The sequence below is a fragment of the Enterobacter sp. Sphag1F genome (assembly GCF_014193275.1).
Taxonomy (GTDB): domain Bacteria; phylum Pseudomonadota; class Gammaproteobacteria; order Enterobacterales; family Enterobacteriaceae; genus Pantoea; species Pantoea symbiotica.
Genome location: NZ_JACHZD010000005.1, coordinates 1 through 24,041, shown reverse-complemented (window position 1 = coordinate 24,041; position 24,041 = coordinate 1). Strand labels below are relative to the sequence as shown.

Sequence of the window (24,041 nt, the reverse complement as noted above, 5' to 3'; positions counted from 1 at the left end):
TCTAAGAGGCTTGCTTGTATTACTTCCAGTTAAATTTTCGATTGTCTCTAAATGTAACTAGCATGAGTTATGGCTTGGGGTTTTTTAACGTCAAGAAGAAAGTGGTGCAGGCCGGATAATAAGCGAAGCGGCAAGCGTGTTTGCTTGTAAACTTAATCGCAATTTCCGTTAGTATTACCTTGCCTTCATGCTTGCCTGCTATGTTTAATTAATCTGCTCATGTCGTATTAATTAACGCTTCGCTTATTCTAATTTATTACTCCGGATAAGTTGATGTTTAACCCACCTGCCCGCTGACACTGAAACCGCCTCTTCGCGGTTCTTCTCACGAACAGTGCAAGCATTTGTGTCTCTGGCCTGGCGACTTCATCAACTGCCGGGCGCGGCGATCGAAGGCAGTTCGTCGTGTGCTAAAGCGGCGGTCATGCATCTGCTGGTCGCAGCATTTGACGCTGATTTTTAAGTATGCGATTAGATAAACTATTTCCTTTGAGTCAAATTGCGTTAAATGGCAAAAAAAAGATCATTCTTTCGCTATTCGTAAGGTCCACATAATCATTTGTTTTAAATTAAGCAAAAAAACCAGCTTGCTGCTTTTATATTACTCGCTATCAATAAATGAAACTGATCAATGAAATCGTTTTCAAAAATGATCATCTGCATAGGGTCTATTTGATGTACCTGCGTCTCTAATGTTAATGAAATAGCTGACGATAACAGCAGGGATGCTGCCGATTAACTTCCGGAGCCTCTTCCATTTTTAAAATAACACCGTTGTCTTCACACCTTTTCAATCAAAATCATTGAGGTTTCTAAATGGACGTAGTTCAAAGATTTTCGCGTAATGTAAAGTTGCGAACCAAACTTACAATATCCTCTGTGTTGAATATCGCGATGCTACTGTTAGTGGCGTTGCTCGGATTAAATTCGCTTTTCTTAGCGGAAACCGGCGTCAATGGCATGATGAAGGATGATTACCCGACCATCGCATTGGGCAACCAGTTGATTGATGAAATCAACGTAACGGTGCAGCAGCAGGCGTTGCTGCTGAGCCCCATTGATGCGCAGCGCAGAGTGACCATTCAAAACAATCTTCAGGAAGCATCGAAAAATATCAGCGAAACCTATAAGCAATTAGGCGCGCTGGCAACGGATGAGGAATCCATTGCCTTTCTCAAACGCGTTGAATTGAAGCGTGCTGACTTTCTAAAGGAGCGAAACGCTTTCTTCGAGTTAGTGAATAGTGATGTGACAAAAGCGGTGGATTTCTATTTTTCTACCCTTGCCTCAGCGCAAAGAAATTACATCAATGAGGTTGAGAGTTTCATTAATCTGCAAGAGCAGCAAATGAATGGCTCTTACGATAATTTCATGGCGTCATACAGTAAAACTAAAATCTCCATGCTGATTATTTTTGTGGTGGCTATTTTAGTATCCGCATTAATTGGCTGGATTATTATCCGCTCGATTACTGTGCCATTAAAACACGTGATCGCATTCCTTGGCCGCGTGGCGGATGGCGACCTCAGCTCTGATTTTTATGAGCAACGTAAAGATGAAATGGGTCAGTTAATTAATGCCATTCAGCAGATGCAGGAGAAGATGTCGGATATTGTCAGCCATATTCGCATTAGCGCTGAACAGATATCCGGCGGCGCGAGCGAAATAATGTCGGGCACCAACGATCTCGCCGCCCGCACGGAAGAGCAGGCCAGCTCGGTGGAACAAACGGCGGCCTCGGTGGAGGAGTTCAGCGCCACCATCAGCAACACGCGAAATAACACCCACGTTGCCGCCGATCTCTCCGCCAAAGCGGAAAGCACGGTGGGACGTAATGCCAGCATGATGGACAACGTCGCCACTAAAATGGCCGAGATCAATGATTCTGCCAGCCGTATGGCGGACATCATCAATCTGATCGATTCGATTGCTTTCCAGACCAATATTCTGGCGCTGAATGCTGCGGTAGAAGCCGCACGCGCCGGTGAACACGGTCGTGGTTTTGCCGTGGTGGCACAGGAAGTACGCGCGCTGGCACAGAAAACCGCAACCTCATCGCATGAGATCCGCAATTTAATCGAGGAGTCTTCCACGCGCATTGCCGATGGTCGCGATATGGTCACCGACGCCAATAAGTTGATGAACGGCATGATGTCGAATGTGGCCGAGATGAAAGAGCTGCTGGTGCAGATCAATCAGGCCAGCACCGAGCAGGCCGACGGCATCAGCCAGATCAACACTGCAATTAGCCAAATTGATATCACCACACAGCAGAATGCGTCGCTGGTGGAGCAATCGCTGGCGGCATCCGCGATGTTGAGTGAGCAGGCGGCAAATATGGTGAATAGTGTGAGTGTATTTACGCTGCGTCAAACCGCTTAAGGCGATGTGGATCCAGAACGGTCTACGCGTTCTGGATCTTTTCGTTAGATAGCCTGATATTCGCCGGTGCCTTCTGGCCACGGCGTCAGCAAATCAAAGCCGGTTTCGGTCACTGCGATGGTGTGTTCCCACTGCGCCGACAGCGAACGGTCTTTAGTGACCACCGTCCAGCCATCGGAGAGCACGCTGGTGCCAGCTTTGCCCGCGTTGATCATCGGTTCGATGGTGAAAATCATACCCGCTTGCAATTCCAATCCCGCGCCCGGCGTGCCGTAGTGCAGAATCTGCGGATCGCCGTGATACACCTCGCCGACGCCGTGACCGCAATACTCGCGCACTACGGAAAAACCGGCTTTTTCCGCCACCTGCTGAATTGCCGCACCGATATCCCCTAAGGTCGCGCCCGGTTTTACTACTTTGATACCTGCAACCATTGATTCGTAAGTGATATCCACCAGACGTTTGGCGCGCACCGAAGGCTGACCGACGTAATACATGCGGCTGGTGTCGCCGTACCAGCCATCTTTGATGATGCCGACGTCAATATTAACGATGTCTCCATCCTTAAGCTTTTTCTCGCCTGGAATGCCGTGGCACACCACATGGTTCACAGAGGTACAGGTGGTTTTGCTGTAACCGTGGTAGCCAATATTCGCAGGCACCACTTTCAACACGTTTACCACGTAATCATGACAAATCGCATCCAGTTCATCGGTGGTGACGCCCGGTTTAACGTACGGCGTGATGATTTCGAGTACTTTAGCGGCGGCATGTCCGGCGGCACGCGCCAGTTCGATCTCTTCAGCGGTGTGCAGTTTGATGCTCATTACGCGATTCCCTGCGAGGTAAATAAAGGATGGTCGAGCAGTTGCGCTAAATCCGCGCCGCTGTCGCGTTCAACGCGCATCAGCAAGCGCGTCAATTCCTGATGATTGAGTGACGGATAAATCTCGGCCAGCATGCCGATCTTCATCCAGTGTTCTGCCTGCGCATTGATGGAACGGCTCATCGCCGTGCTGGCGATGCGCAGATTCTCATGCATCAGGTCGGAGATTTTTACGATGCCCATGATGAAACCTATATATGAAATGTATGCGATATGTATATAGGCTACTCAGTAATTAGCGGATTTGCAAAGGGGAAATTTTTAGAGGGAAAGCGGCGGCTTTTCCCTCTGACAACGCGGTTCATTGATAGGTTAGCGAAAATGTCGCCGAGGCATTGGCCTTTCCGCCCGCATCTTCGCTTCGGTAATAGCGTGCGATGAGGGTCACCATAAATGGCGACCCTACAAAGGACTGACGCGTTTTTCGTAGGGTGCGCATTCATGCGCACCGGCTTAAATTTTAGTGATTTGCTTATGTGCGCGTAATTAAGCTTGCGGCTGCCCAACCGGTCCTTTACTCATGGGGCCGCCGGGAATCGGTTGTTCGGTTTGCACATTAGGGCGACCATCGGGGCCAATAGGGCGGTCAGAGTGATAGCAGCCTGATAACGTTATCAGGACGGAAAAGATAATAAGCCCACCTAAAAATCGCTTCATATAAACACGTCCTATTGAAGGGTGTAAGAAACAAACGATCAAGCAGTGAAGCCAATCCATGGCATAAAAAATCCTAAGGCGCCTTACTCAGACTTCGTTGGAGGACGACGGCTAATCTTGCCTCCTTTCCGTCCCGCTTCAACGGCTCTTTCAGGATCGTTTCTGAAATTACCTCCACTGGCTTTGCCTCCCGCTCTTCCAGCTTCTTTCGCACGTTCTGGATCGTTGGCAAAATTCCCTGCGCCGCCTCTGTAGCTCTGTTGTTTCATAGGAAGACCTCTTATCAATGTTCCGTGAGATTTGAGGACTAGCTAGTCACGCTGAAATTTTAGTATGCCGTTGAGGTAAAGCCAGGGCGCAGATGACGATCGTTGAAACGGATCATGAAAAAGTTTTTTTAAATGTTTATCGATTTAACAGTGACCTCCGTCACATTTTACAATTCCTGACTATACTTCTGCCTTTTGGGTTTCAACCTTTGCGCTCCAGAGCGCGTTCAATATGCAGGGAACAGGAATGGACACATCGCAGCAAAACAGTGACGACGATTCAGCGCTAAGTAATCTCACCGTCAAACAGCGCATCTTCTTTGTGGTACTCGTTGCAACCATGGGCGCGCTAGCTTTTGGTTATGACACCGGGATTATCTCGGGTGCCTTACCGTTTATGACTTTGCCGCTCGATCAAGGCGGCCTCAATCTCACCCCATTCACCGAAGGTTTAGTCACTTCATCACTGATCTTTGGTGCCGCGCTGGGTGCTTTTCTCAGTGGTTACTTCTCCGATCGTTTTGGTCGCCGTATCACGCTGCGCTCTCTGGCGCTAATTTTTGTACTTGGCGCGATTGGTACCGCGTTAGCACCGAACCTGCACGTGATGGTGGCGATGCGTTTTCTGCTCGGAATTGCGGTGGGCGGCGGCTCCTCAACTGTGCCAGTGTTTATTGCCGAAATTGCCGGACCCAAACGTCGTGCTCCGTTGGTAAGCCGCAACGAGCTGATGATTGTTTCCGGTCAGTTGCTGGCGTATGTGGTCAGCGCGGTGATGAGTTTCACGCTCAACGATCCGCATCTGTGGCGTTATATGCTGGCGATGGCGATGATTCCGGGCGCGTTGCTGTTCATCGGCACCTTCTTTGTGCCGGCTTCGCCGCACTGGATGGTGGCGGAAGGGCGCATCAAAGAAGCGAGCCGTATCCTGCACAAACTGCGTGAAACACCGCGCGAGGTGAAAAAGGAGATGACGGAGATGCGTCAGCACGCCAAGGCGGCGCGTCAGGGGCTTTCCGCGCGTGAACTGCTGCAAGAGAAATGGATTCTTCGCTTATTGCTGGTGGGTGCGGGGCTGGGCATTGTTATCCAGTTCACCGGCGTGAACGCCTTTATGTATTACACGCCAGTGATTCTGAAAACCACCGGCATGGGCACCAACGCGTCGATTGCGGCAACCATCGGTAACGGCATTGTCTCGGTGCTGGCGACCATGGTGGGCATCAAAGCGGTGGGACGTTTTGGACGTCGCACCATGCTGATGACCGGTTTGACAGTGGTAATCGCCATGCAGCTGGTGCTCGGCTGCGTACTGCTGCTGATGCCACAAGACATGACGCAAAGTATCTTCGCGCTGGCGGCAATTCTGGTGTTCCTGTTCTTTATGCAGATGTGCATTTCGCCGGTGTATTGGCTGCTGATGTCCGAGCTGTTCCCGATGAAAGTGCGTGGCGTGCTAACCGGCGCTGCGGTTTCATTCCAGTGGATCTGTAACGCGGCGGTGGCGTTTGCTTTCCCGCCGCTGCTGTCTGCGACCGGCAATGGCGCATTCTTTATCTTTGCGGCCATCAACGTCGGCTCGCTGATCTTCGTGATCACCATGCTGCCTGAGACCAAAGGCAAATCACTTGAGCAGATCGAAAACGAAATGCGTGAGCGGTTTAGTGAGCAGGAGCAGGATCAACAGACCGCCTAACGGCGCTTGAGAATTCCTGGTCACGGGAGGAAGATACGCATCTTTCACCGGGCCAGGATTTCCCATGCTGATCACCGCCGAGAACACGCGCACCTTCAATACCGACATTCGGCTGGCCTGCACGCTGGCCGCCGTTGCCGGCGCACTCAACACCGCAGCGTTTGAAACCGTCGGTTTCTTCTCGGCAAACATGACCGGCAATGTCTCCTCACTTTCCGACCATCTGGCCAAAGCCAATCTGCACGTCGGCCTGTTTTTTCTGCTCATTGTGTTGCTGTTTATCGCTGGATCGTCGGTATCAACGCTGATTATTAACTCAGGCAGACGACGCCAGATTCGCGGTATCTACGCCATTAATATCCTGATTGAAGGCATCGCGTTACTGGTGCTGGGTGTGATTGAAAGCTGGTTCCGCTTTAACGGCTCTGGCGTGCTGCTGGTGCTTAGCCTGAGTTTTTTGATGGGATTGCAAAACGCCGTCGTGACGCGCATCTCTAACGCCCGCGTGCGTACCACGCACGTTTCCGGCACCGCGACGGATATCGGTATTGAGCTGGCGATGCTGTTTGATGTGCTGCGCCGCAAAGAATCACCCAAAGATGCGCCGCTCTATATTGAGCGGCTAAAGCTGCATTTTTACACCGTGTTGGCGTTTTTGGGCGGCGGCGTGTTGGGGATTTGGCTACTGCAGTGGATGAGTTATCTGCTGCTGATGGTGATTGGTGCGCTGCTTAGCGTGCTGGCTTTATACGCGCTCAAACGCAGCGCCTCCTGAGTATAATAACGCAACGTTATCAGCATGAAATTTTCAAACATCATGCGGCCATACAATACTTAATAAACGTCGAGCTTAGTCTTGGTTTTAACCTCAGCACCATTTTCTTAATCTCAGAAGCAATAAATACGGGTATTGTTCATCTATTTCTCGTTGCCAGAAATCAGGAACGCACTATGCTGAAAATTTTAATTGTTGATGACCATCCGATTATTCGTTTTGCGGTGCGCACAATACTTGAGAAAGTGGGTCATAAGATTGTTGGCGAAACTGAGAATGGCTTTGATGCAATTCGTCTTACACAAGAAATACAGCCCGATATTATCTTGCTGGATATCGGGTTACCTGGACTGAACGGGTTCGAAGTGATAGAACATTTACGTAATCTCTCGGACCCGCCAAAGATCCTGGTTATCACTTCTCAGGTTTCGAAAAACATCGTGATGCGTTGCCAAAAAGCGGGCATCAATGGTTTTGTGGCTAAAACAGAGGATCTTCCCGGATTAATTGAAGCGATTAGAGTGGTAGGGCGAGGCTATAGTTATTTTCCACGGCCAGATTATATGGAAAAATGGCCCTCCGGTGAATCTGCTCCAGTTGATGCCAACAGATTAATTTCACAGCTTTCAACACGTGAAATCAGTGTACTAACCGGCCTGGTTAGTGGTTTGAGTAACAAAGAGATCAGTATTCAGTTGTCTCTGAGTGAAAAGACGATTAGCACTTACAAACAACGGCTTAAAGCTAAGCTTAACGCACGATCGATTATTGATCTCATTGACTTTGCTCGTAGGAACCAGCTGATTGAATAAACGTCTATGCTCTACGCTTTTGATCTTACAGTTTCTTTTCCCTTTTTCTATTCCGTTGGTTCAGGCGGAAACTTGGGGGTTATTGACTCACGCCCCTTTAGCTGATGTGAAGCAACTGCCAGTTTCTGCTGAGCAGCGGCTCTGGCTAAAGCGTAAACAGGTTTTGAGGATGGGCATTCTTGCCTATGATTCACCACCTTACGGCTTACGCACGCTCACTAAAGAATATGAAGGACTGAACGCAGAGTACATCGGTTTGGTGGCCGCACAACTTGGATTGCAGGTTAAGCTCGTGCAATTTGATAATAGCGAGCAGCTCTGGCGCGCCCTTAGTAATGGTGAGATCGATGTCATTCCAAACGTTACCGTCGCGCAGATTAATAAGCGTTTTACCATGTCGGTTCCTTACTATCATGAAAATCTGATACTTGCGGTTAAAACTTCGGATCGCGAAGTGCTACCCGCCGATCTGGCCGCTATAACAGTGGCGATGGTCGAAGGGTACGTTTCGTTAAAGGATGTACAGCAACAATATCCACGGGCACAGATTCAGGTATTTGATAACTATCAGGAAGCGTTAAGTGCTGTCGCTTTTGGTTCTGCAAGAGTGTTTCTCGGTAATCGTTATCCCATAGGTCGAAACTTCCTTAACAATATTCGCATAGAACGATTTGCTTCATTGCCAGAAAGGCAGGTGAGTTTTGCCCTGCGCCAATCAACGTCGCCATTAGAGACGTTGTTAAATAGCGCTTTATTAGCCATTACAGCGGAAAAAAGATTCGAAATTCAGCAGCCCTGGCAATCGGATTTAGATAGTGGTTTGAGCCAGTCATTAAAATTAACGATGGCTGAGCAACACTGGATTAGCGAACATCAGGAAATAAAAGTATTGCTCTACGGTGACGACAACACGGCACCGGCGGCTTTTATTGATGATAACGGCGCGGTCCGTGGCATCTCTACAGATGTTCTGGCATTGATGACCTTGAAAACCGGTGTGAAATTCACCTTTCACACCGTGCAATCACTTGATGAAATGACGCGTGAACTCCTTTCGGGTGATGCTAATATGGTTGCGGCATTGGCACCCAGTTCAGGGCGCCGTCAACAAATGCTGTTTAGTAATCCCTTTATTCGCACCGCATTTGCTTTAGTCACAGCGAAAGATAATAACAGAGTCATGCGCTTGACCGATTTGCGTGGAAAAAAGCTCGCACTGGTTAAGCATGCTGCACTTTCCGAGAATATTGCCACACGCTATCCCGAAATTCAGCAGGTTAGCTTCGACAATGATGACGAAATGTTTAACGCTGTAGCCAGTGGCAAGGTTGATGCGGCGGTTGTCCTACTGATGACTGCGGATTATCGGATAAGTAATCGTTACCCCGATAAAATTAAAATAGTTAACACCGTTGGTGATATTACTGCACATGTCGCATTTGCCGTAAGTAAAGACGATCCAGAATTACGCGATATTTTGAATAAAGTCTTAGATACCTTACCACCGGATGAACTGGAATTACTGGCTAACCGTTGGCGACCCAATAATATGGTGGTTGTGAATAATTTTTGGGGTGAGCATCGTAGGTCATTACTTATCATCGCCCTTGCTGCACTTTGCGTTTTACTACTGGCCATTGCACGTGCGTTTTGGCTGCGTCGCGAAGTGTCTAATGCGGCTAATCAGGTTAAGATTTTACAAAAACTGTTAGATGGGATGCCTTTCCCAATCACGTTACGTGATTTAGACGGACGATTAACCTACTGTAACCAGTACTATTTAAAACTGGTTAATGTGCCTTATGATGAAATCATTGGTAAAAAACTGACTGACTTACCACGCAATATTACTTTCGAACAGGCAAAATACTTCCAGCAAAAAGCCGATGAAATTATTCTTTCAGGTGAACCGTACATTGAAGATATTACTATTACCTTGATTAATGAAGAAGATAATGATGAGACAATATGTACCATCAATATCTGGATGTTACCCTGGTACGATCACAATGGACGAATAGTGGGTGTAGTCGCGGGTTCCTGGGATATTTCTGAGCGCTCTGTTTTGCTGCAACAGCTTTCAGAAATTTCCGATCGTGCTGAAGCGTCTAATCGTGCGAAATCCACTTTCCTCTCGACCATGAGTCATGAAATCCGTACGCCAATGAATGCCATTATCGGCATGCTGGATATGGCGATTAAAAGCGGGCGACAGGGCGAGCATGATTTGCAGGCGCTTGAAGTCGCTCAGCAATCAGCCGAAGGGCTAGTAGGTCTCATCGGCGATATTCTTGATATTTCCCGGATTGAGGAGGGACATTTAGAGTTCCATCCCATGCAAATGAATTTGGGTGCATTGATTAACCAGCTGCTGGTTATCTTCAATGGTCTGGCGATAGATAAAAACATTTTCCTTAAAAAAATCCTGCCAGTAGAAAACATTGTTGACGTGATCGGCGATCCGCTGCGCATCAAGCAGATACTGTCCAATTTGCTAGGTAATGCGATTAAATTCACTGACCACGGCGGAGTAACGCTTGAATTGCGTCAGGAAACAGATCTCAACCCGGGTCAGGTGCGATATGTGATTGACGTGATAGATAGTGGTGTCGGCATCGACGAAACTCAGCAGACCGCACTGTTCCAGCCCTTTGCCCAGGCGGATAATCGCCGGGCGGGAACCGGACTGGGACTCTACATAAGTCGGAATTTGTGTGAATCGATGGGTGGTAGCCTGACGCTCAGTAGTGTGGTACATCAAGGCACGCGTGTTCGAGCTGAGTTTACCTTGCCGATTGCGCAGAGCAGGGCTGAGCCTCAGAAAGTGGCAGAAACGGTAGTCAGGAAGGGTGAACCGCTTAACGTATTGGTGGTTGATGACAATGCGGCTAACCGCATGCTAATGGCAAAGCAGTTGGCTTGGTTGGGGCATCATGCACATGTTGCTGTCGATGGATTGGAAGGTATTGCGTTGTGGCAAAAGCACAAATTTAATGTGATTGTTACGGACTGCAATATGCCACAAATGAACGGCTATCAATTTACTCAACATATTCGTGAACATGAAGCCTGCACAGGGCAACCGGCTGTATATATCCTTGGTTTTACCGCAAATGCTATGCATGAAATCATTGAGCGTTGTCTAGCTGCAGGCATGAATGGATGTCTGTTTAAACCCTGCTCGATTAGTAGTCTTGCTGAGGCATTAAATCGTTTCGATAGCACTTTTACTGAACCTGTTAATTTAAAACCTTCAGCAGGAAATTGAATGCTGGTTGGCCCAAGGTGATTGATAAATAGCAATATTAATGAGAGCGGAACAGGCATTTCCCTGGTCATTGAGTTTGGCGAATGCCTCCGCTCAGTTAATTAAAAACCATGACGTCGCGCGATATCAACGACGTCACGCACGTCATTGGTGTGAAACTTATCCATGATATTACGTTTATAAGTGCTGATGGTTTTGTTACTGAGGCGTAACTCATCGGCAATCTCCTTATTGGTTTTACCTGCCCCAATTTCACGTAGTACCTGCATCTCTCTGCCAGTCAGACTGCGCAAAGATGACAATGCTTGTACAGAGACATCATCATGAGGCGACACCGTTTGTATATCCATTAACAGCGGACGACTATGCTTCGGCAGGTGCAGAATGCTATAGAGTGCTTCTAGAGGCTGGCTCTTGCTTAAATAAGCCATCCAGTTGAGCTGATATCCGCGTAATATGTGATAAACACTTTCAGAACCGGCATAAATGACAATGTTCAAATTATTTGACATTTTCTTTAGGTCACATAGCCGGGAAAGATACTCTTCCTTCAGTGAGGCAGGATCAAGAATAATAAAGTCTGGCTTTAATAATATGACGTGTCGGAACAACTCGTCAGGACGAGTTGTGCTTCCGATAATGTTAAAGCCTTGCTGTGATAAAAAATAATTTAGCCCAGCAATTACTAGCGGGTTGTTATCATAAATAACGATTTTTTTCATCGTTGGTTTCTCCTTGTGTTGATTCTCTAATACTCCATCACATTTGGAATGAAATAAATACAAGACCCATCCTTGTAGGTTAAGTTTAATTTAAAGGTTTTTATTCTGCCGCGTTCAATGTTTCGATGTTAACTTGATCTAAAATAAGATAAACACGCTCTGCCAGATTTTTTATTTCATCGATTGTTGCGCGTGTTTCACAGGCCAATTCCAGATCCTTACAAGCATTATACAAATCGGTTGCCTGTAGCAGAGACGCAGCACCACGTAGTCGATGTGCCAGGTGGCCACAAGCGATGACATCACTGTCGCTAAGAGCCTGACGTAATTTTTCTTTATCCTGCTTATTTAGCTCAATTATTTCCAATTGAAGCGCGTGGTTTTTCTGTGCTGAAACTGGAGCATTTTTTTTCACTGAATTCAAATCAGGAAAGTATCGTTGCATTACAGTCTGCAACGCTACCGGTGAAAGGGGTTTAACCAAACATTCGTTCATCCCAGCAGCCAGACAACGCGTTGCTGTTTCAAAACCGGTCATCGCTGTCAGGCCGAAAATAGGCAGGGCGGGAAGTTCGCGCTGTGCTTCTTCCTCCCGAATCATTCTGGTCAGACTAAAACCATCGATAATCGGCATGGTGCAGTCGGTAATCATTAGATCGAAAGTTGAACTTTGCTTCTGCCATAATCGCAGCGCCTGTTCCCCATCATTGGCCTGTTCGGTGTGATGTCCCCAAACTTCAAGCTGTTGTTGTAACGCCCGGCGCCCTGGAGGATAGTCGTCAACAATCAGTATCTTGAGTTCACGGTTAGCAATAATCTGTTTTACTGGGGTATTTTCTGCAGAAGGCTTCGCACTGAAATGGAGGCAGATCGTAGTACCATCTTCAGGGTCGCTCTCAATAGTTAGCTCGGCACCATTGGCAATGGCCATTTGCTGGCAAGCGGACAAGCTGATCCCTGTTTCCTGCCAGATGCCATTCGCAGTATCAGCCATTTCATTTACAAGAATCTTTTCGTCGATTACGCCACTGTTTGCGACTTCAATTACCAAAGGAAAACGTGGGTCGTCACCTTCCTGGCGTCCCTGATACAGCGCTACCGAAATGGCTTTCCCACTACTGTGTTTAATTGCGTTACGCAGCAGACTTGAAAAAATGCGAATTATCAGCAGTGAATCAGCATCAAAACGCGGTGTGTTCAGCGCCGTTTCGATATCGAGCGTCATTCCTTTCTCTTCAAGCTGCTGGCGATAAAGTGCAACGGTGCTCTCTATTAATTGTGGTAGATGTACACTGCGAACTGTGCCACGCAAGGCAAGATTGTCCGCGCGGAAAATATCGAAGACATCACCAATTAAGGAAAGCAAATTGCAGGCAGATTCCCAAATCAAAGGCATATTTTCGCTGGTTTGAGCGCTCTCTTGTTGGCTCTGCAATTCAAACTCTAATAAGCCAATAATAGCGTTTAACGGAGTACGAACTTCATGCCCCATACTTTGCATAAAAGAGGCTTTGCTGGTGTTAGCTTGCTCCAGATCCGCATGCGCTTGCTGAAGGCGGATAATTAAAGCCTGTTTTTCCGTAATATCCAGCCAACCCCCGATTAATCCCCCGACTTCGCCACGGTTATCACGCCACGGGACTGTCCAGCCCTCCAGATAATGTTGTTGACCATTAAACAGGAAAGGGCCAGACCACTGTATGGGTTCACCCAGCTTAATTGCTAGCTTATATTGCGCCGCCAGTTGATCCTTAATGTCTGACTGCATGCTTTCAATATCGGTAATTGCACGCCCTTTTAGTTTCTCACCATCCTCATCAACGGTTTCGCTCCAGCGCTGGTTGTAATCCAGCAAGTGCCCTTCGCGATCGCGAGCATAAAGCGCGATGGGCGCGTTATCGATCAATACTCGGGTAAAGTTGAGCTGATTGGATAAGGCTTCCTGTGATTGTTGGCCTTTCTTTAGCGCGGCACGCAGGCGACGAATCCATATGCTACTAATAAAAGTGATCATGACGACCACGCCAGCCCAAACTAATGACTGCAACAAATTTCTGTCGCTGAGCCCGGGCACTACGGAACTCTTGTGCTGATGCCACGGTCGCGCAAGCTCAATGACATTTTCCGGCGGCAAATCTGTCAATGCCTTGCTAACAATATCCAACGGAAGTGAGGGCGAGTTACTGGCGCTCATAACCAGATGCGGGGAGGCTGAAGGTACGGTAATGGCGATGTGATTGGCTTTGTTATCAGTACTTTCCACCAGATAGCGAGCAACGAATTGTGGGGCAATAATGCCGCGAACGTTTTTATTTTTCAGTTGTTCTAAAGCCAGATATAGATCATCAGTCAACGTCAACTCAATCGCCGGATACCATGTTGTTAGCCAGGGAATCAGTGGGTTATCACGATTAATGGCCAGGCGTTCGCCCTTCAAATCACTAAATTCTGCCGGTGTTGTCACCGACTTCTGCATGATGACCACCATTGGAGAGGTGAGTAGCGTCGAACCTGACGCCGCTGTTATATCATCATCCGTAATGTTTTCAAGACGCCAGCTATTTGCCAGCAGCGCGTCGGGGTGATCGTGTTGCAAACTCTGAACTGACGTCTTTTCATCAGCCAACAGCAGAGTGAAGTTCAAGCCATAACGCTCGGTTAGCGCATCGAGCATATCGACAACAAAACCTGCAGGGACACCATTTTGGACGAAACTGATCGGCGGACGACGACCATCAATGATGACGGGAATTTGCTTGAAGGTGTGCAGCCATTGTTCCTCCTTTGAGTTCAGGCCAAGAGGATTGCGGGTAATCACGGCTTCACGGGTTAGCCCCCAGCCAATAGCAATACGCATACGTGATGCCAGCGGCATCTGTTGCAAGGTACTGTCAATAGCCGCGCGCAACTCTGGGAGTTGGCGATCAATACCAAAACTGAGATTCAGATTAGGTAAAGCTGAGCTGGGTATGGATTTTAATCCACTGATTTGCTGATAACGCTTCAAATAATCGGCAGTGGCGCGATTGATCCACAACGCATTAATTTGGCCATAAGCCACGGCGTTCATTGCCTGGTCGAATTCAGGGAAATAGCGTAACAGGCTACCAGGATACTCTTCACGAATTGGTGCTGGGCCGATATCGTCAGGCACCACGCCGAGAGTCAGATCGTCCAGCGAAGCCGGCGCATCATCCTGACTCTCGCGCATCATCAATACGGATTTGTCTAACAACCACGGCGAGGTTGCCTGCGCGGCCTTGCTTGGCCAACGGGCCGGATTCCACATCGCTACCATCTGAATTTCATGTTGACTGAGTGCTGCGAGTGCATCACTGCTGTCTTCATAATAGTGCAGACGAAATTTCACCTGCAGGCTGCCTTCCAGCATTGCCAGATAATCAGCCGCGATCCCCTGGAATTGGCCATAGGCCATTCCTTCGCCAAGCGGCGGATGAGAAGGGCCCCACACGCCAACACTGATTTCATCGTTATTGGCCAGCCAGGCCTGCACATCGGCGCTTAAGTTGACATGAGGCGCATTGACTTGAATGCGGGGTTGCAACTGCAATTCCGCTGCGCAAAGCCATTCGCTAAACAGCAGAGGAGCGATAAACATAACGTATTTAACGAGCGAAAAGCGCATGGTCGAGCTATATTCCTGGTAAGAAATCGAGCGATATGGCCTGAGTGACCGATGAAAAACACCGAACAAAAAAGACTTTCCATAGCATAGCGGAAAAAAGATATTAGATACGCATCAGCTCATGTTGTCTTTACATTACAACATTTCAGCTGACTATTATTTCTGACTAAAATAATCAAAGCGCCAGGCGGCGTCCTGGATAGCAGTGTTTTCCTGCTTAATAGCTTGATCATTGAGCGGAGGAAGAGGGAAAGGAAGGCAACCAAGACCTGGCTGGTAGGAAATGTCTTGTTAACAGGCGAAACTACTTTCATCAAATTGACCGCACGTTCGTTTCGTGCCGACACCGTTCAGAGGCAAATTATGTCACTTTTTGACCATAAAAAGATCCGCATTGCACTGCTTGATGATCATCCCATAACCCGACGCTCATTAGAAGTTGTGGCGGCCTCTGAACCCGACATTGAGGTGGTTGGCAGTTTTGGCCATAGTCGTGAATTAAACGCTTTCTTACGCAACGAATCGGTAGATGTACTGGTGCTGGATTACATTTTAAATCCTGATGAACTCGATGGCTTGTCATTGATAAAGCAATTAAAAGCACACTATCCTCAGTTGAAAATCCTACTGGCTTCGTCGATTGAGAGTATCGCGGTGATTCGCGCGGCCTTTATGGCAGGCGTAAAAGGGTATATTGGCAAGCGTGAAGAGGCACCGGTTTATTTCAACGCAATTCGTACCGTTGCCAACGGACAGCGTTTTATGCCAGTGGATATTTCAACAGCACTGGCCATGGTTCCAACCCGGAAACGTGACGAAGGATTATTAGATGGCGACGAGCAAGTGGAAGGCCGTAAGGCACCCATTTCAGAGCTGAGTAATTTGTTAACGCAGCGTGAGGCAGAAGTGATTCGCTGCTTCCTGGATGGTATGGAAATCATTGAGATTGCCGCCAAACTAAAACGCAGTCGTAAAACCATCAGCGGCCATAAACAGACCGGCATGAAGAAATTAGGATTAAGCTCAGACCTTGAGTTATTTAAGTACCGCGATGATTTGTTCCGTTAATAATAATGAATAAAAAAGGCCTGTCATTTATCGACAGGCCTTTTTTTAATTGAGCATATTGTCCATCTCAATTCTATCCGTACTCATGATTGGCGAGATCTCGGTTAACACCGTTGGCGCGAACTCAATGAAATCTTCCGAAAAGTGATTCCACATTTGTGGTTGTGTAGCATCAGCAAGGGTTTCCATATCGAATTCCATAGCCGGTTCGGATTGGATGGTGGAGGATGCGGCAAACAGTTCAGGTTCAGCACTATTCAGCACCATCGCAACGTTCAGCGATGATCCCAGGGGTTGTTCAGTCTCATATGAAATGGCGGAAATCTGGCTAAGTCCAAACATCGCTTCAGGCGGCATCGCTGCCAACTCGAATGATATTTCCTGACGGGCTTGCGTTGGCGTAGCAGGCTCATCAATGAAATCATCTAACCCGATATCTTGTTCGAGAGAAGCAACATCAAGCGGAATCATCGGCATGCCCGCTTGGTCTGCATGGCTGGCAAACAGTGCCTTTAACTCGACATGGCGTGAAGGTTCGATTTCCGACTTAAATGCTGCGGTGGCGACTGAAGACGGCGCGTCAATCGTTGTCGACGAAGAAGGCAAGGGATCGATGGCTTGTGCGTTAAATTCTGTCACCGGAATGTCTGAGGCACTGGCTGTGGGCTCAGCATGAATCTGGGGGATTATTATCGGTTCTTGCAGCACAGGTAGAGAAAAATCATTAGTAAAATCGACAATATGTAACGTTTGAGCACAGCCACTAAGATGGTGACGCAGATGATATTGTGCACCGTGTCGCTCTTTGGCCTCGTTCGTGTCTAGCGAATCTAGCGAAGTTTGTTCAGTGAGCTGGAATGAAACACGTGAGTCGTCTTTCTCCATATTCGTTGTTGATTCACCGCTGGTGGCTAGAGCGTGCTGGATTAGATGTTTCATTTTTTCCTTCTAACGATAAATACAGGAAATCACTTCCCGCAAACATTGAAAATTGCACTTAAGGTAAGTGCTGAGTCCGTCAGGCTCAGTCTTGGTTGGCGGCTGCGGGCAACAATGAAATATAAATAACCGCCAGTGAAGGCGGGTTGAATATTCACAAAGTTTAGTCTCAGTGGTTATCAAGATTTACTGTCACATTCTGCTGCACCAGCAGGTCTGCATCGAGGCCGGAGTGCTGGTAAACCTGGTATTCAATACCGCCGATAGTGACGATGCCACTATTATTCCAGTCACCGACGTCAGCACCGTCTGGCAGCATATCCGACAGATTAACCACATCACCGGTGTTACCGGTGATCATCATCTGTTTCGCGCCATCTGCCATGAACAGATCTTGCTGGCCCAATACCAGAATATCGCCCAGCGAAATATTCAGCGTATTATTTCCGTGGTCCTCAAGTGAAACCTGATGAATTTCATGTGCTCCGCCAATTAGTTTTGAAAGATCCAGATGTGAATATTCATCGCTCAGGACCAGGGAATAATTATCCAAATGAAACTCATCTGTAACCTGGTTTATTACTGCATTTGCAGTAATCCCACTACCCGAACCGCTAGCACGTAAAGAAAGATTATCAATGTTGAAGTCATTTCCAATTGAGTCATTGTTAGCATTCACGATGGCGATAGTTACTGTGCCACTGCTTTGTGCAACAAACTCACCGCTAACGATGTTGCCTGATGTGGTCAACGTTGTATAACCGGAACTAATGTTCGAACCATCCACTTCAATCCCTAATTGTGCCGGAGATGGGGATGTTGTTGCGGTTCCCTCAAAACTAAACAGATAGGTTTGCCCCGCAATAACATCCACTGTTTTATAAATGACTTGCCCGGCAAAATCATAACCATCTGACGTTCCTGCATGGAATTTGCCCGTATTCCAGGTGGTGAGGCCATCTTTAAGATAATCGCCCGCAGCTTGCCAGCCCTGTGCGCCATCATCCAGATCCCAATGTGTGGTACTGACCTTATAATCGATGGATGCACTCGCCGGGCTAATGTTCCCAGCATTATCGACAACCACCACATTTAGCGCATAATTTCCGTCAGGCAGTTTGGTATCACCTGTCCAACGCCAGCTCCCGTTTCTTTCCGCGATGACACTGCCGACTGCTTTGCCGTCAATCTGAATAATCACGGTCGTACCCGGTTCAGCGCTGTTTGCAGCTCCGCTTAACGTTGGCGAGCCATCTTCTAAGCGGATACCGTTCGCGGCCTCCGGTGGAACGGTATCAATATTCAGATCGAAAATATCGCTACCGTTCTGCTGGTTACCGGCAGGGTCCACAACATCAAGACGTAATGACTGGGCACCCTCTTCGAAGGCGGGGTCTGGCGTAATCTCCCAATTGCCGTTCTCATCAACAATGGCGGAGCCTAATCGGTTGCCGTTGCTATCATCCACCAGATAGACGATGTCACCATGCGTCCCGGTTCCACGGAATATCGGCTGGTTATCGTTGCTATAACCATTGTCACTCAGCGTGGTGCCATCACCTTTACTCACGGTGCCAAAAGTGATGGCATCCGGTGGTGTGATATCGTAACCCACGCTGACGGCATCCGAGCTCTCACTGATATTACCCGCTTTATCAACCACTTCACTGCGGAAGTTATATTCACGCTCATCGGTCATTTCATAATTAAACTGCCAGATGCCGGCTTCATCGGCCACACTGCTACCCAAGCAAATGTTGCCTTCATAAATCATCACCAGCATGCCCGGTGTTGCCTGGCCGTTCAGGATGATGTCGGATTGATTAATTAACGGATCTGTCACTGCAGTCCCGTCTGGCAGCGAGATGCCTGGCGTTGTCGATGCATCGGGTGGCGTAACGTCATAGCTGAACTCCATCGGTTCAGAAAGCCCACTGCTGTTTCCAGCCTCATCTCGCACCTCAGTGCGGAAGCTATAGGCACGTTCTTCGCTTATGTCAGCTGGCAATTGCCAGTTGCCACTGTCATCCACACGGACTGAACCAACAACGGTATCGCCTTCCCACAAGTAGACGATGGTGCCTGCTTCGGCATTACCAGAGAAGATCAGCTCACTGGTATTAAAATCATCACCGCTTTCCAGCACCCGGCCGTTGCCGTCGGTAATGCTAACGTCTGCCGCCTCCGGTGCGGTTACATCGACGTCCACATCAAAGCTGTCGGATTTTTCACTGACGTTGCCAGCGCGATCTTCAATTTCGGTACGGAACTGATGGCTCCCTTCCAGCAAGTCGGATACCGGGATTGACCAGCTTCCGCCTGGGCCCACGCGCACCGAACCAATCAGCTCATCGCCGTCGTACAGACGAACGATATCGCCTTCTTCAGCGGTGCCGCTGAAGATGATGTCGCGGGTACTAATGATATCGTCGGCGTTTAGCGGGTTGCCTTGAGCGTCGGTCACGGAGATGTCTTCGATCGCCGGGGTTTCAGGCGCGGTGATATCAAAGTCAAAGTGGAAGTCATCAGAACGGCCCAGCTCCTCGCCTTCCGGCGTGGAGATGATAAAGCCGATATCATGCGGTCCTTCCTGATCGTCAGCCAACGGCAGCTCGGACTGCCACTTGCCGTTTTCATCAATCACCACGGTATCGACGACTTCGCCGTCGCGGACGATGGAGACGATATCGCCGGGCTTGCCGCTGCCACCCATCTTCAGTGGGCCAGCGTTAAGCGCATCACCCGACTGCAGCGGGTTGTCATGGCTGTCGCGGATGTAGCCAAAGGCTGGCACGTCAACCAGTTGGTCATCCACAAACACCGGACCAACGTTAACCGGTAAACCTTTGTTGCCCGCCGGGTCAACCACGATCACCGAGAAGTTGTGCTCGCCGTTTTCCAGCAAAGGCGAAGGGGTGAACGACCAACTGCCGTCAGGCCCGACCAGCGCGGTACCGATTAGCTCGCCGTTGTCGCGGATTTCTACCGTTGCGCCGGGTTCTGTCTTGCCGGAAAACACCGGGGCCCGGTCGTTGATGGTCTCACCGGGCAATAGCGGGCCGGTTGAAGCGCCGACATTATCTGCGATAACCAGTTCGGTAACGCGTGCTGGTGCGGTGAGGTCGAGCTCAAAGCCGATACTGTCGGAGCGTTCGCTTTCAACGCCTTCTCGGTTCATCTCGGAGAAGCTAATGTCGTGGTTGCCGCCAGGTAGGTTGCTCTCTGGCTGCCACTGCCAGCGGCCGTCATCGCCAATTACGGCGCTGCCAATTAATTGCCCGTTGTCATAGATACGGATGGTGTTGCCTGGCGTGCCACTGCCGGTGAATACCGGACGGGCATCATCGGTAACGCTGCCGTTGCCGATTGGGCCGGTCTGACTGCCGGCACTATCGGTGATACTCAGGTCGCTGAGATTGACTGGCTGCGGAGCCGGTGCAGGTGCAGGTGTTGAGTCACCATCACCGCCACCACCACCACCACCTGCTGCTGCGGCAATGCCGCCGATAGCCAGCAGACCGCCGATGGCACCCGCCACCAGCCAGCCGGTAGAGAGGCCGCCGGCTACTGCACCGGCTGAGGCTGAGAGCCCAGTGAGACCGGCGGTGGTCTGGCTGCCCATCAGCAGCGGCATGGTGCTGCCGTCGGCCATCATCTCGAAGGCTTGTGCATTGCCGCTTTCCGCGAGGAAGGTATGATATTTGCCGTCATTGCCCATGCCGGCCAATTCGCCCGGATGATCGTAATAGTCTTCGATAATCAGCTCAGGCTGGTCGTCGCCTTCGTTGAGAAACAGCTGCAGATTTTTACCGCTGCGTTTAATGATGATGTGTTCATTCACCGCACCGTCTTTGCCGGTGGTAAACAGGTATTTGGCACCTTTAACCGCTTTGAGTCTGGCAGGTACAGCATTGGCCTGCAGCGGAAGTTCGACGCTGCGGGTGATATTTTTTCCTTCAACGATGATGACGTTAACTGGCGTAGTCATATGTGATCTCATTAAATATAAAAAGAACTGACGGATATGTGGGTAAATTCCCACAAATTAGCTGGCGGGAATTGTGCGTAAAATCTGAGGATAAAAAGCCAGGCTGGGTCTTGGATGGAAATATGAAGATGTAAATATGATGTGACGTTAATTCAGGACGCGTTGATTTAAACGGGCTAGGTGCACCTAATTTGAAATCAACCCATTTATTGAAGAGCTTTTTTTGAAAATATATCAATTAAAACAATAAATTATCGTTTATCGCGCAAAGGCCGTGCCGAATGAAACTGCTTAGTGAATGTTTCGATGAAACTCAGCAGTTGCGAACATGATAGGTACGCCCGAACTCAACCAAGACCGCGCTCGTATTTAACCTTAGGACTCGTCTGTAAATTTTGACGTTATCTGGGCCAGGAACAACTCACCCAGGCATTCACCCGTTTTGACGGGATTGGGTTAAATACAGTGTAAAGGGTCTTTATGAGTCTCAATAACGTTAACATTGCGATGGTGGAGAACAACACCATTGTTAAAACCGATGTACTGCGTGCTGAAAAAGCCGGGACAGCGGTAAAAATTAAAGCGGTCAAAGGTGCCAAATATATTCTTGCCGAGGGCGAGAAAGGCTATGCACCCGAGAACATTACCGTTAAACGTGTAGGTAAAGACCTGCATGTGATGCTGGAAGGCACCGACGAGAACCAACCACAGTTGATCATTGAAGACTTCTTTACTAATCCAGGTGAACTGGTGGGTAAAGCAGAAGACGGCCAGTGGCACGAATTTATCTCTTCTGATGGCGATAGCGACCACGAAGCTGCGTTTCTGATGGATGGTGAATCCTCGGCATTGGTGCTGGGTGCGGGTGCGATTGGCGCACTTGATGGCCTGGCGGTGGCACCTTTTGCGCTTTCACCTGCGCTGCTGGCGCTGGGCGCATTGGCAGGTATTCTTGCCGCTGCTGGCCTTGCAACCGCTATTGCGCACAACCGCGATAATGGCGGCGATCACGGTGGCAGAGATGGTGGAGACGGCGGTGGCGGTGGGATTGGCCCGGTTATTAAAGCACCTGTTTGGTCAGAAGTGGTTGATGATCATGGTGACTTCCAGGGACCGATTCAGAATGGCGGCCTGACCGATGACAACACACCAACCTTTGGCGGTACCGGTACGCCGGGCAACACCATTATTATTCGCGACAAAGGCGAAGTGATTGGTTCAACTATTGTTGGTGAAGACGGTAGCTGGACCTGGACACCAGAAAATCCTCTGCCAGATGGTGAGCATAACATCACTCCGGTAGAGCGTGATGAGCACGGCAACGAAAGTGTGCCTGGTGAGGAGTTTGTCGTCATCATTGACACCGATCCACCGGCTCGTCCAGAAATTGGCCAGGTCTTTGACGACGTTGAGCCGAAAATGGGGCCTGTCGCTAATGGCGGTTACACTAACGATGACACTCCAACGTTCAGTGGCGAAGGCCAGATACCGGGCGACACCATCATAATCATTGATAATGGTAAAGAGATCGGTTCAGTTATTGTCGGTGAAGATGGCTCATGGTCATTTACCCCTGATGAGCCGTTAAAAGATGGGGATCACAGTATTGAAGTCGTTGCCCGTGACCCCGCAGGTAACCGCTCTGAGCCCTCAGATCCTTGGTTAGTCATTGTTGATACTGAAATCCCGGGCAAACCTGGCACAGGCACCACGGGTGGCCTTGACGACATCATTGATGATGTTGGTCCTGTCACCGGTTCTATAGCTAAAGGCGGCGTCACTGACGATACTACGCCAACTCTTGAAGGCTCATATCAACGCCCGGGTACCATCGTTACCATCATCGATAATGGTGAGGTAATTGGTAGTACCGTGGCCGATGCCAATGGCGGCTGGCGTTTTACCCCAGCAGAATTGCCACAAGGCGATCATAACTTCTCAATCATTATTGAGACGCCAACCGGTTATGTCTCTCCTGAATCTGATCCATGGTTAGTCGTTATCGATTTGGACGCACCTGAAGCGCCGGTGATCAAGGAGATCATCGACGACCAGGGCGCGGTCACCGGCCCGATCAACAACGGCGACGTCACCGACGACGCGCAGCCGAAAATCAGCGGTACTGCAGAAGCGGGCAGCACGGTCATCGTCTACGACAAGGGCGTGGAAATCGGCCGCACCGAGGCGGATGCCGCGGGCAACTGGGAGTTCACCCCGGTTCCGCCGCTGCTGAACGGCGACCATGAGATCAGCGCGAAGGCGCAGGACAAGGCCGGCAACATCGGCGACGCGTCCAACAGCATCGGCTTTGAGCTGATCGCCGGCGGCAACGCCACCGCGCCGTCCATCGTGGGCGCGTGGGACGACGTTGAAGCCTTTACCGGCCTGCTGCAGAGCGGCGCGAAGACCAACGACGCATCGCCTGAGCTGCGCGGCACCGCGCCGGCGGGGGAAACCGTCACCATCATCATGGACGGCAAGGTGCAGGGCACCGTGATCGCCGACGGCCAGGGCAACTGGAGCTGGACGCCTGCCGCAGATATCCCGGACGGCACGCACAACTTCCGTGCAGAGACCCACGACGACGCGGGCAACCCGGCGGCGACCGGCAACTTCCAGCTGGTGATCGACACCGACGCGCCTGACGCGGCGACGGGCATCGTGGCCGACGACAACGTCGGTCCGATCGTCGGCCCGATCGGCGACGGCGACACCACCGACGACAGCACCCCGACCATCGGCGGCGAAGGCGAACCGGGCGGCACCGTGATCATTAAGGACGGCGACGACGTTATCGGCTCCACCATCGTCGGCGACGACGGCCACTGGGAGTTCACTCCGGAAACCCCGCTGCCGGACGGCGAGCACGAAATCATCGTGGTGATCCGCGACGAGGCGGGCAACGAAAGCGCGCCGAGCGATCCGATCCATCT

The 24,041-nt window shown here is 49.7% G+C and carries 14 protein-coding genes; 7 read left to right on the top strand and 7 right to left on the bottom strand.

The features are described from left to right. Positions 1 to 816 precede the first annotated feature (816 nt). The gene (locus FHW71_RS16240) at positions 817 to 2,382 is read left to right on the top strand and encodes a methyl-accepting chemotaxis protein (protein WP_179452571.1); all 1,566 of its coding nucleotides are present in this window, start codon (positions 817 to 819) and stop codon (positions 2,380 to 2,382) included. A gap of 44 nt (positions 2,383 to 2,426) precedes the next feature. Here the strand turns inward: FHW71_RS16240 and map are convergent, their stop codons facing one another. The 3 genes from map to FHW71_RS16225 form a co-directional block, all read right to left on the bottom strand. After that, entirely contained in the window at positions 2,427 to 3,209 is a 783-nt protein-coding gene (gene map / locus FHW71_RS16235; protein ID WP_154183751.1) for a type I methionyl aminopeptidase, read from the bottom strand. Next, on the bottom strand, positions 3,209 to 3,451 hold the full coding sequence (locus FHW71_RS16230; RefSeq protein ID WP_008106304.1) for a ParD-like family protein: 243 nt from the start codon (positions 3,449 to 3,451) through the stop codon (positions 3,209 to 3,211). Before FHW71_RS16230 ends, map begins: the two co-directional genes overlap by 1 nt. Positions 3,452 to 4,008: 557 nt before the next feature. After that, a complete protein-coding gene (locus FHW71_RS16225; RefSeq protein ID WP_008106309.1) occupies positions 4,009 to 4,194 on the bottom strand; it encodes a general stress protein in 186 nt (61 codons plus the stop codon). A gap of 247 nt (positions 4,195 to 4,441) precedes the next feature. Here FHW71_RS16225 and FHW71_RS16220 point away from each other — a divergent pair, with 247 nt between their 5' ends. From FHW71_RS16220 to FHW71_RS16205, 4 genes are all read left to right on the top strand, one after another. Next, complete coding sequence (locus FHW71_RS16220) at positions 4,442 to 5,890, top strand: sugar porter family MFS transporter (RefSeq protein ID WP_179452572.1); 1,449 nt, start codon at positions 4,442 to 4,444, stop codon at positions 5,888 to 5,890. 64 nt (positions 5,891 to 5,954) lie between these two features. Further along, complete coding sequence (locus FHW71_RS16215) at positions 5,955 to 6,665, top strand: YoaK family protein (RefSeq protein WP_179452573.1); 711 nt, start codon at positions 5,955 to 5,957, stop codon at positions 6,663 to 6,665. 176 nt (positions 6,666 to 6,841) lie between these two features. Next, positions 6,842 to 7,477, top strand: a complete 636-nt coding sequence (locus FHW71_RS16210; protein ID WP_179452574.1) for a response regulator transcription factor — start codon at positions 6,842 to 6,844, stop codon at positions 7,475 to 7,477. Beyond that, positions 7,470 to 10,745: a transporter substrate-binding domain-containing protein gene (locus tag FHW71_RS16205; protein ID WP_179452575.1), complete on the top strand. Its 3,276-nt coding sequence runs from the start codon at positions 7,470 to 7,472 to the stop codon at positions 10,743 to 10,745. The genes FHW71_RS16210 and FHW71_RS16205 overlap by 8 nt, the downstream gene beginning before the upstream one ends. A gap of 101 nt (positions 10,746 to 10,846) precedes the next feature. Here the strand turns inward: FHW71_RS16205 and FHW71_RS16200 are convergent, their stop codons facing one another. Next, complete coding sequence (locus tag FHW71_RS16200) at positions 10,847 to 11,467, bottom strand: response regulator transcription factor (RefSeq protein WP_179452576.1); 621 nt, start codon at positions 11,465 to 11,467, stop codon at positions 10,847 to 10,849. Between the two features lie 100 nt (positions 11,468 to 11,567). After that, on the bottom strand, positions 11,568 to 15,113 hold the full coding sequence (locus tag FHW71_RS16195) for a transporter substrate-binding domain-containing protein (RefSeq protein ID WP_179452577.1): 3,546 nt from the start codon (positions 15,111 to 15,113) through the stop codon (positions 11,568 to 11,570). A 288-nt stretch (positions 15,114 to 15,401) separates the two neighbouring features. Here FHW71_RS16195 and FHW71_RS16190 point away from each other — a divergent pair, with 288 nt between their 5' ends. Continuing rightward, positions 15,402 to 16,181 carry a response regulator transcription factor gene (locus FHW71_RS16190; protein ID WP_286176282.1) on the top strand — a complete coding sequence of 260 codons (780 nt, stop codon included), beginning with the start codon at positions 15,402 to 15,404 and terminating at the stop codon, positions 16,179 to 16,181. A gap of 45 nt (positions 16,182 to 16,226) precedes the next feature. Here FHW71_RS16190 and FHW71_RS16185 read toward each other — a convergent pair whose 3' ends face one another. Together FHW71_RS16185 and FHW71_RS16180 are read right to left on the bottom strand one after the other, a co-directional pair. Continuing rightward, entirely contained in the window at positions 16,227 to 17,120 is an 894-nt protein-coding gene (locus FHW71_RS16185) for a hypothetical protein (protein WP_179452578.1), read from the bottom strand. Positions 17,121 to 17,289: 169 nt separating this feature from the next. Next, positions 17,290 to 21,108, bottom strand: coding sequence for an Ig-like domain-containing protein (locus FHW71_RS16180; protein ID WP_179452579.1), 3,819 nt, complete (start codon positions 21,106 to 21,108; stop codon positions 17,290 to 17,292). A gap of 480 nt (positions 21,109 to 21,588) precedes the next feature. Between FHW71_RS16180 and FHW71_RS16175 the strand changes: the two genes are divergently transcribed. Then, positions 21,589 to 24,041: Ig-like domain-containing protein (locus FHW71_RS16175; protein WP_286176281.1), on the top strand; the 2,453-nt coding region annotated here is incomplete at its 3' end.

Excerpts from the sequence above, each read along its gene's own strand:
- FHW71_RS16230 (WP_008106304.1), bottom strand. The coding sequence starts at position 3,451 with ATGGGCATCGTAAAAATCTCCGACCTGATGCATGAGAATCTGCGCATC.
- FHW71_RS16240 (WP_179452571.1), top strand. The coding sequence starts at position 817 with ATGGACGTAGTTCAAAGATTTTCGCGTAATGTAAAGTTGCGAACCAAA.
- FHW71_RS16195 (WP_179452577.1), bottom strand. The coding sequence starts at position 15,113 with ATGCGCTTTTCGCTCGTTAAATACGTTATGTTTATCGCTCCTCTGCTG.
- FHW71_RS16185 (WP_179452578.1), bottom strand. The coding sequence starts at position 17,120 with ATGAAACATCTAATCCAGCACGCTCTAGCCACCAGCGGTGAATCAACA.
- FHW71_RS16225 (WP_008106309.1), bottom strand. The coding sequence starts at position 4,194 with ATGAAACAACAGAGCTACAGAGGCGGCGCAGGGAATTTTGCCAACGAT.
- FHW71_RS16200 (WP_179452576.1), bottom strand. The coding sequence starts at position 11,467 with ATGAAAAAAATCGTTATTTATGATAACAACCCGCTAGTAATTGCTGGG.
- map (WP_154183751.1), bottom strand. The coding sequence starts at position 3,209 with ATGAGCATCAAACTGCACACCGCTGAAGAGATCGAACTGGCGCGTGCC.
- FHW71_RS16215 (WP_179452573.1), top strand. The coding sequence starts at position 5,955 with ATGCTGATCACCGCCGAGAACACGCGCACCTTCAATACCGACATTCGG.
- FHW71_RS16210 (WP_179452574.1), top strand. The coding sequence starts at position 6,842 with ATGCTGAAAATTTTAATTGTTGATGACCATCCGATTATTCGTTTTGCG.
- FHW71_RS16180 (WP_179452579.1), bottom strand. The coding sequence starts at position 21,108 with ATGACTACGCCAGTTAACGTCATCATCGTTGAAGGAAAAAATATCACC.
- FHW71_RS16220 (WP_179452572.1), top strand. The coding sequence starts at position 4,442 with ATGGACACATCGCAGCAAAACAGTGACGACGATTCAGCGCTAAGTAAT.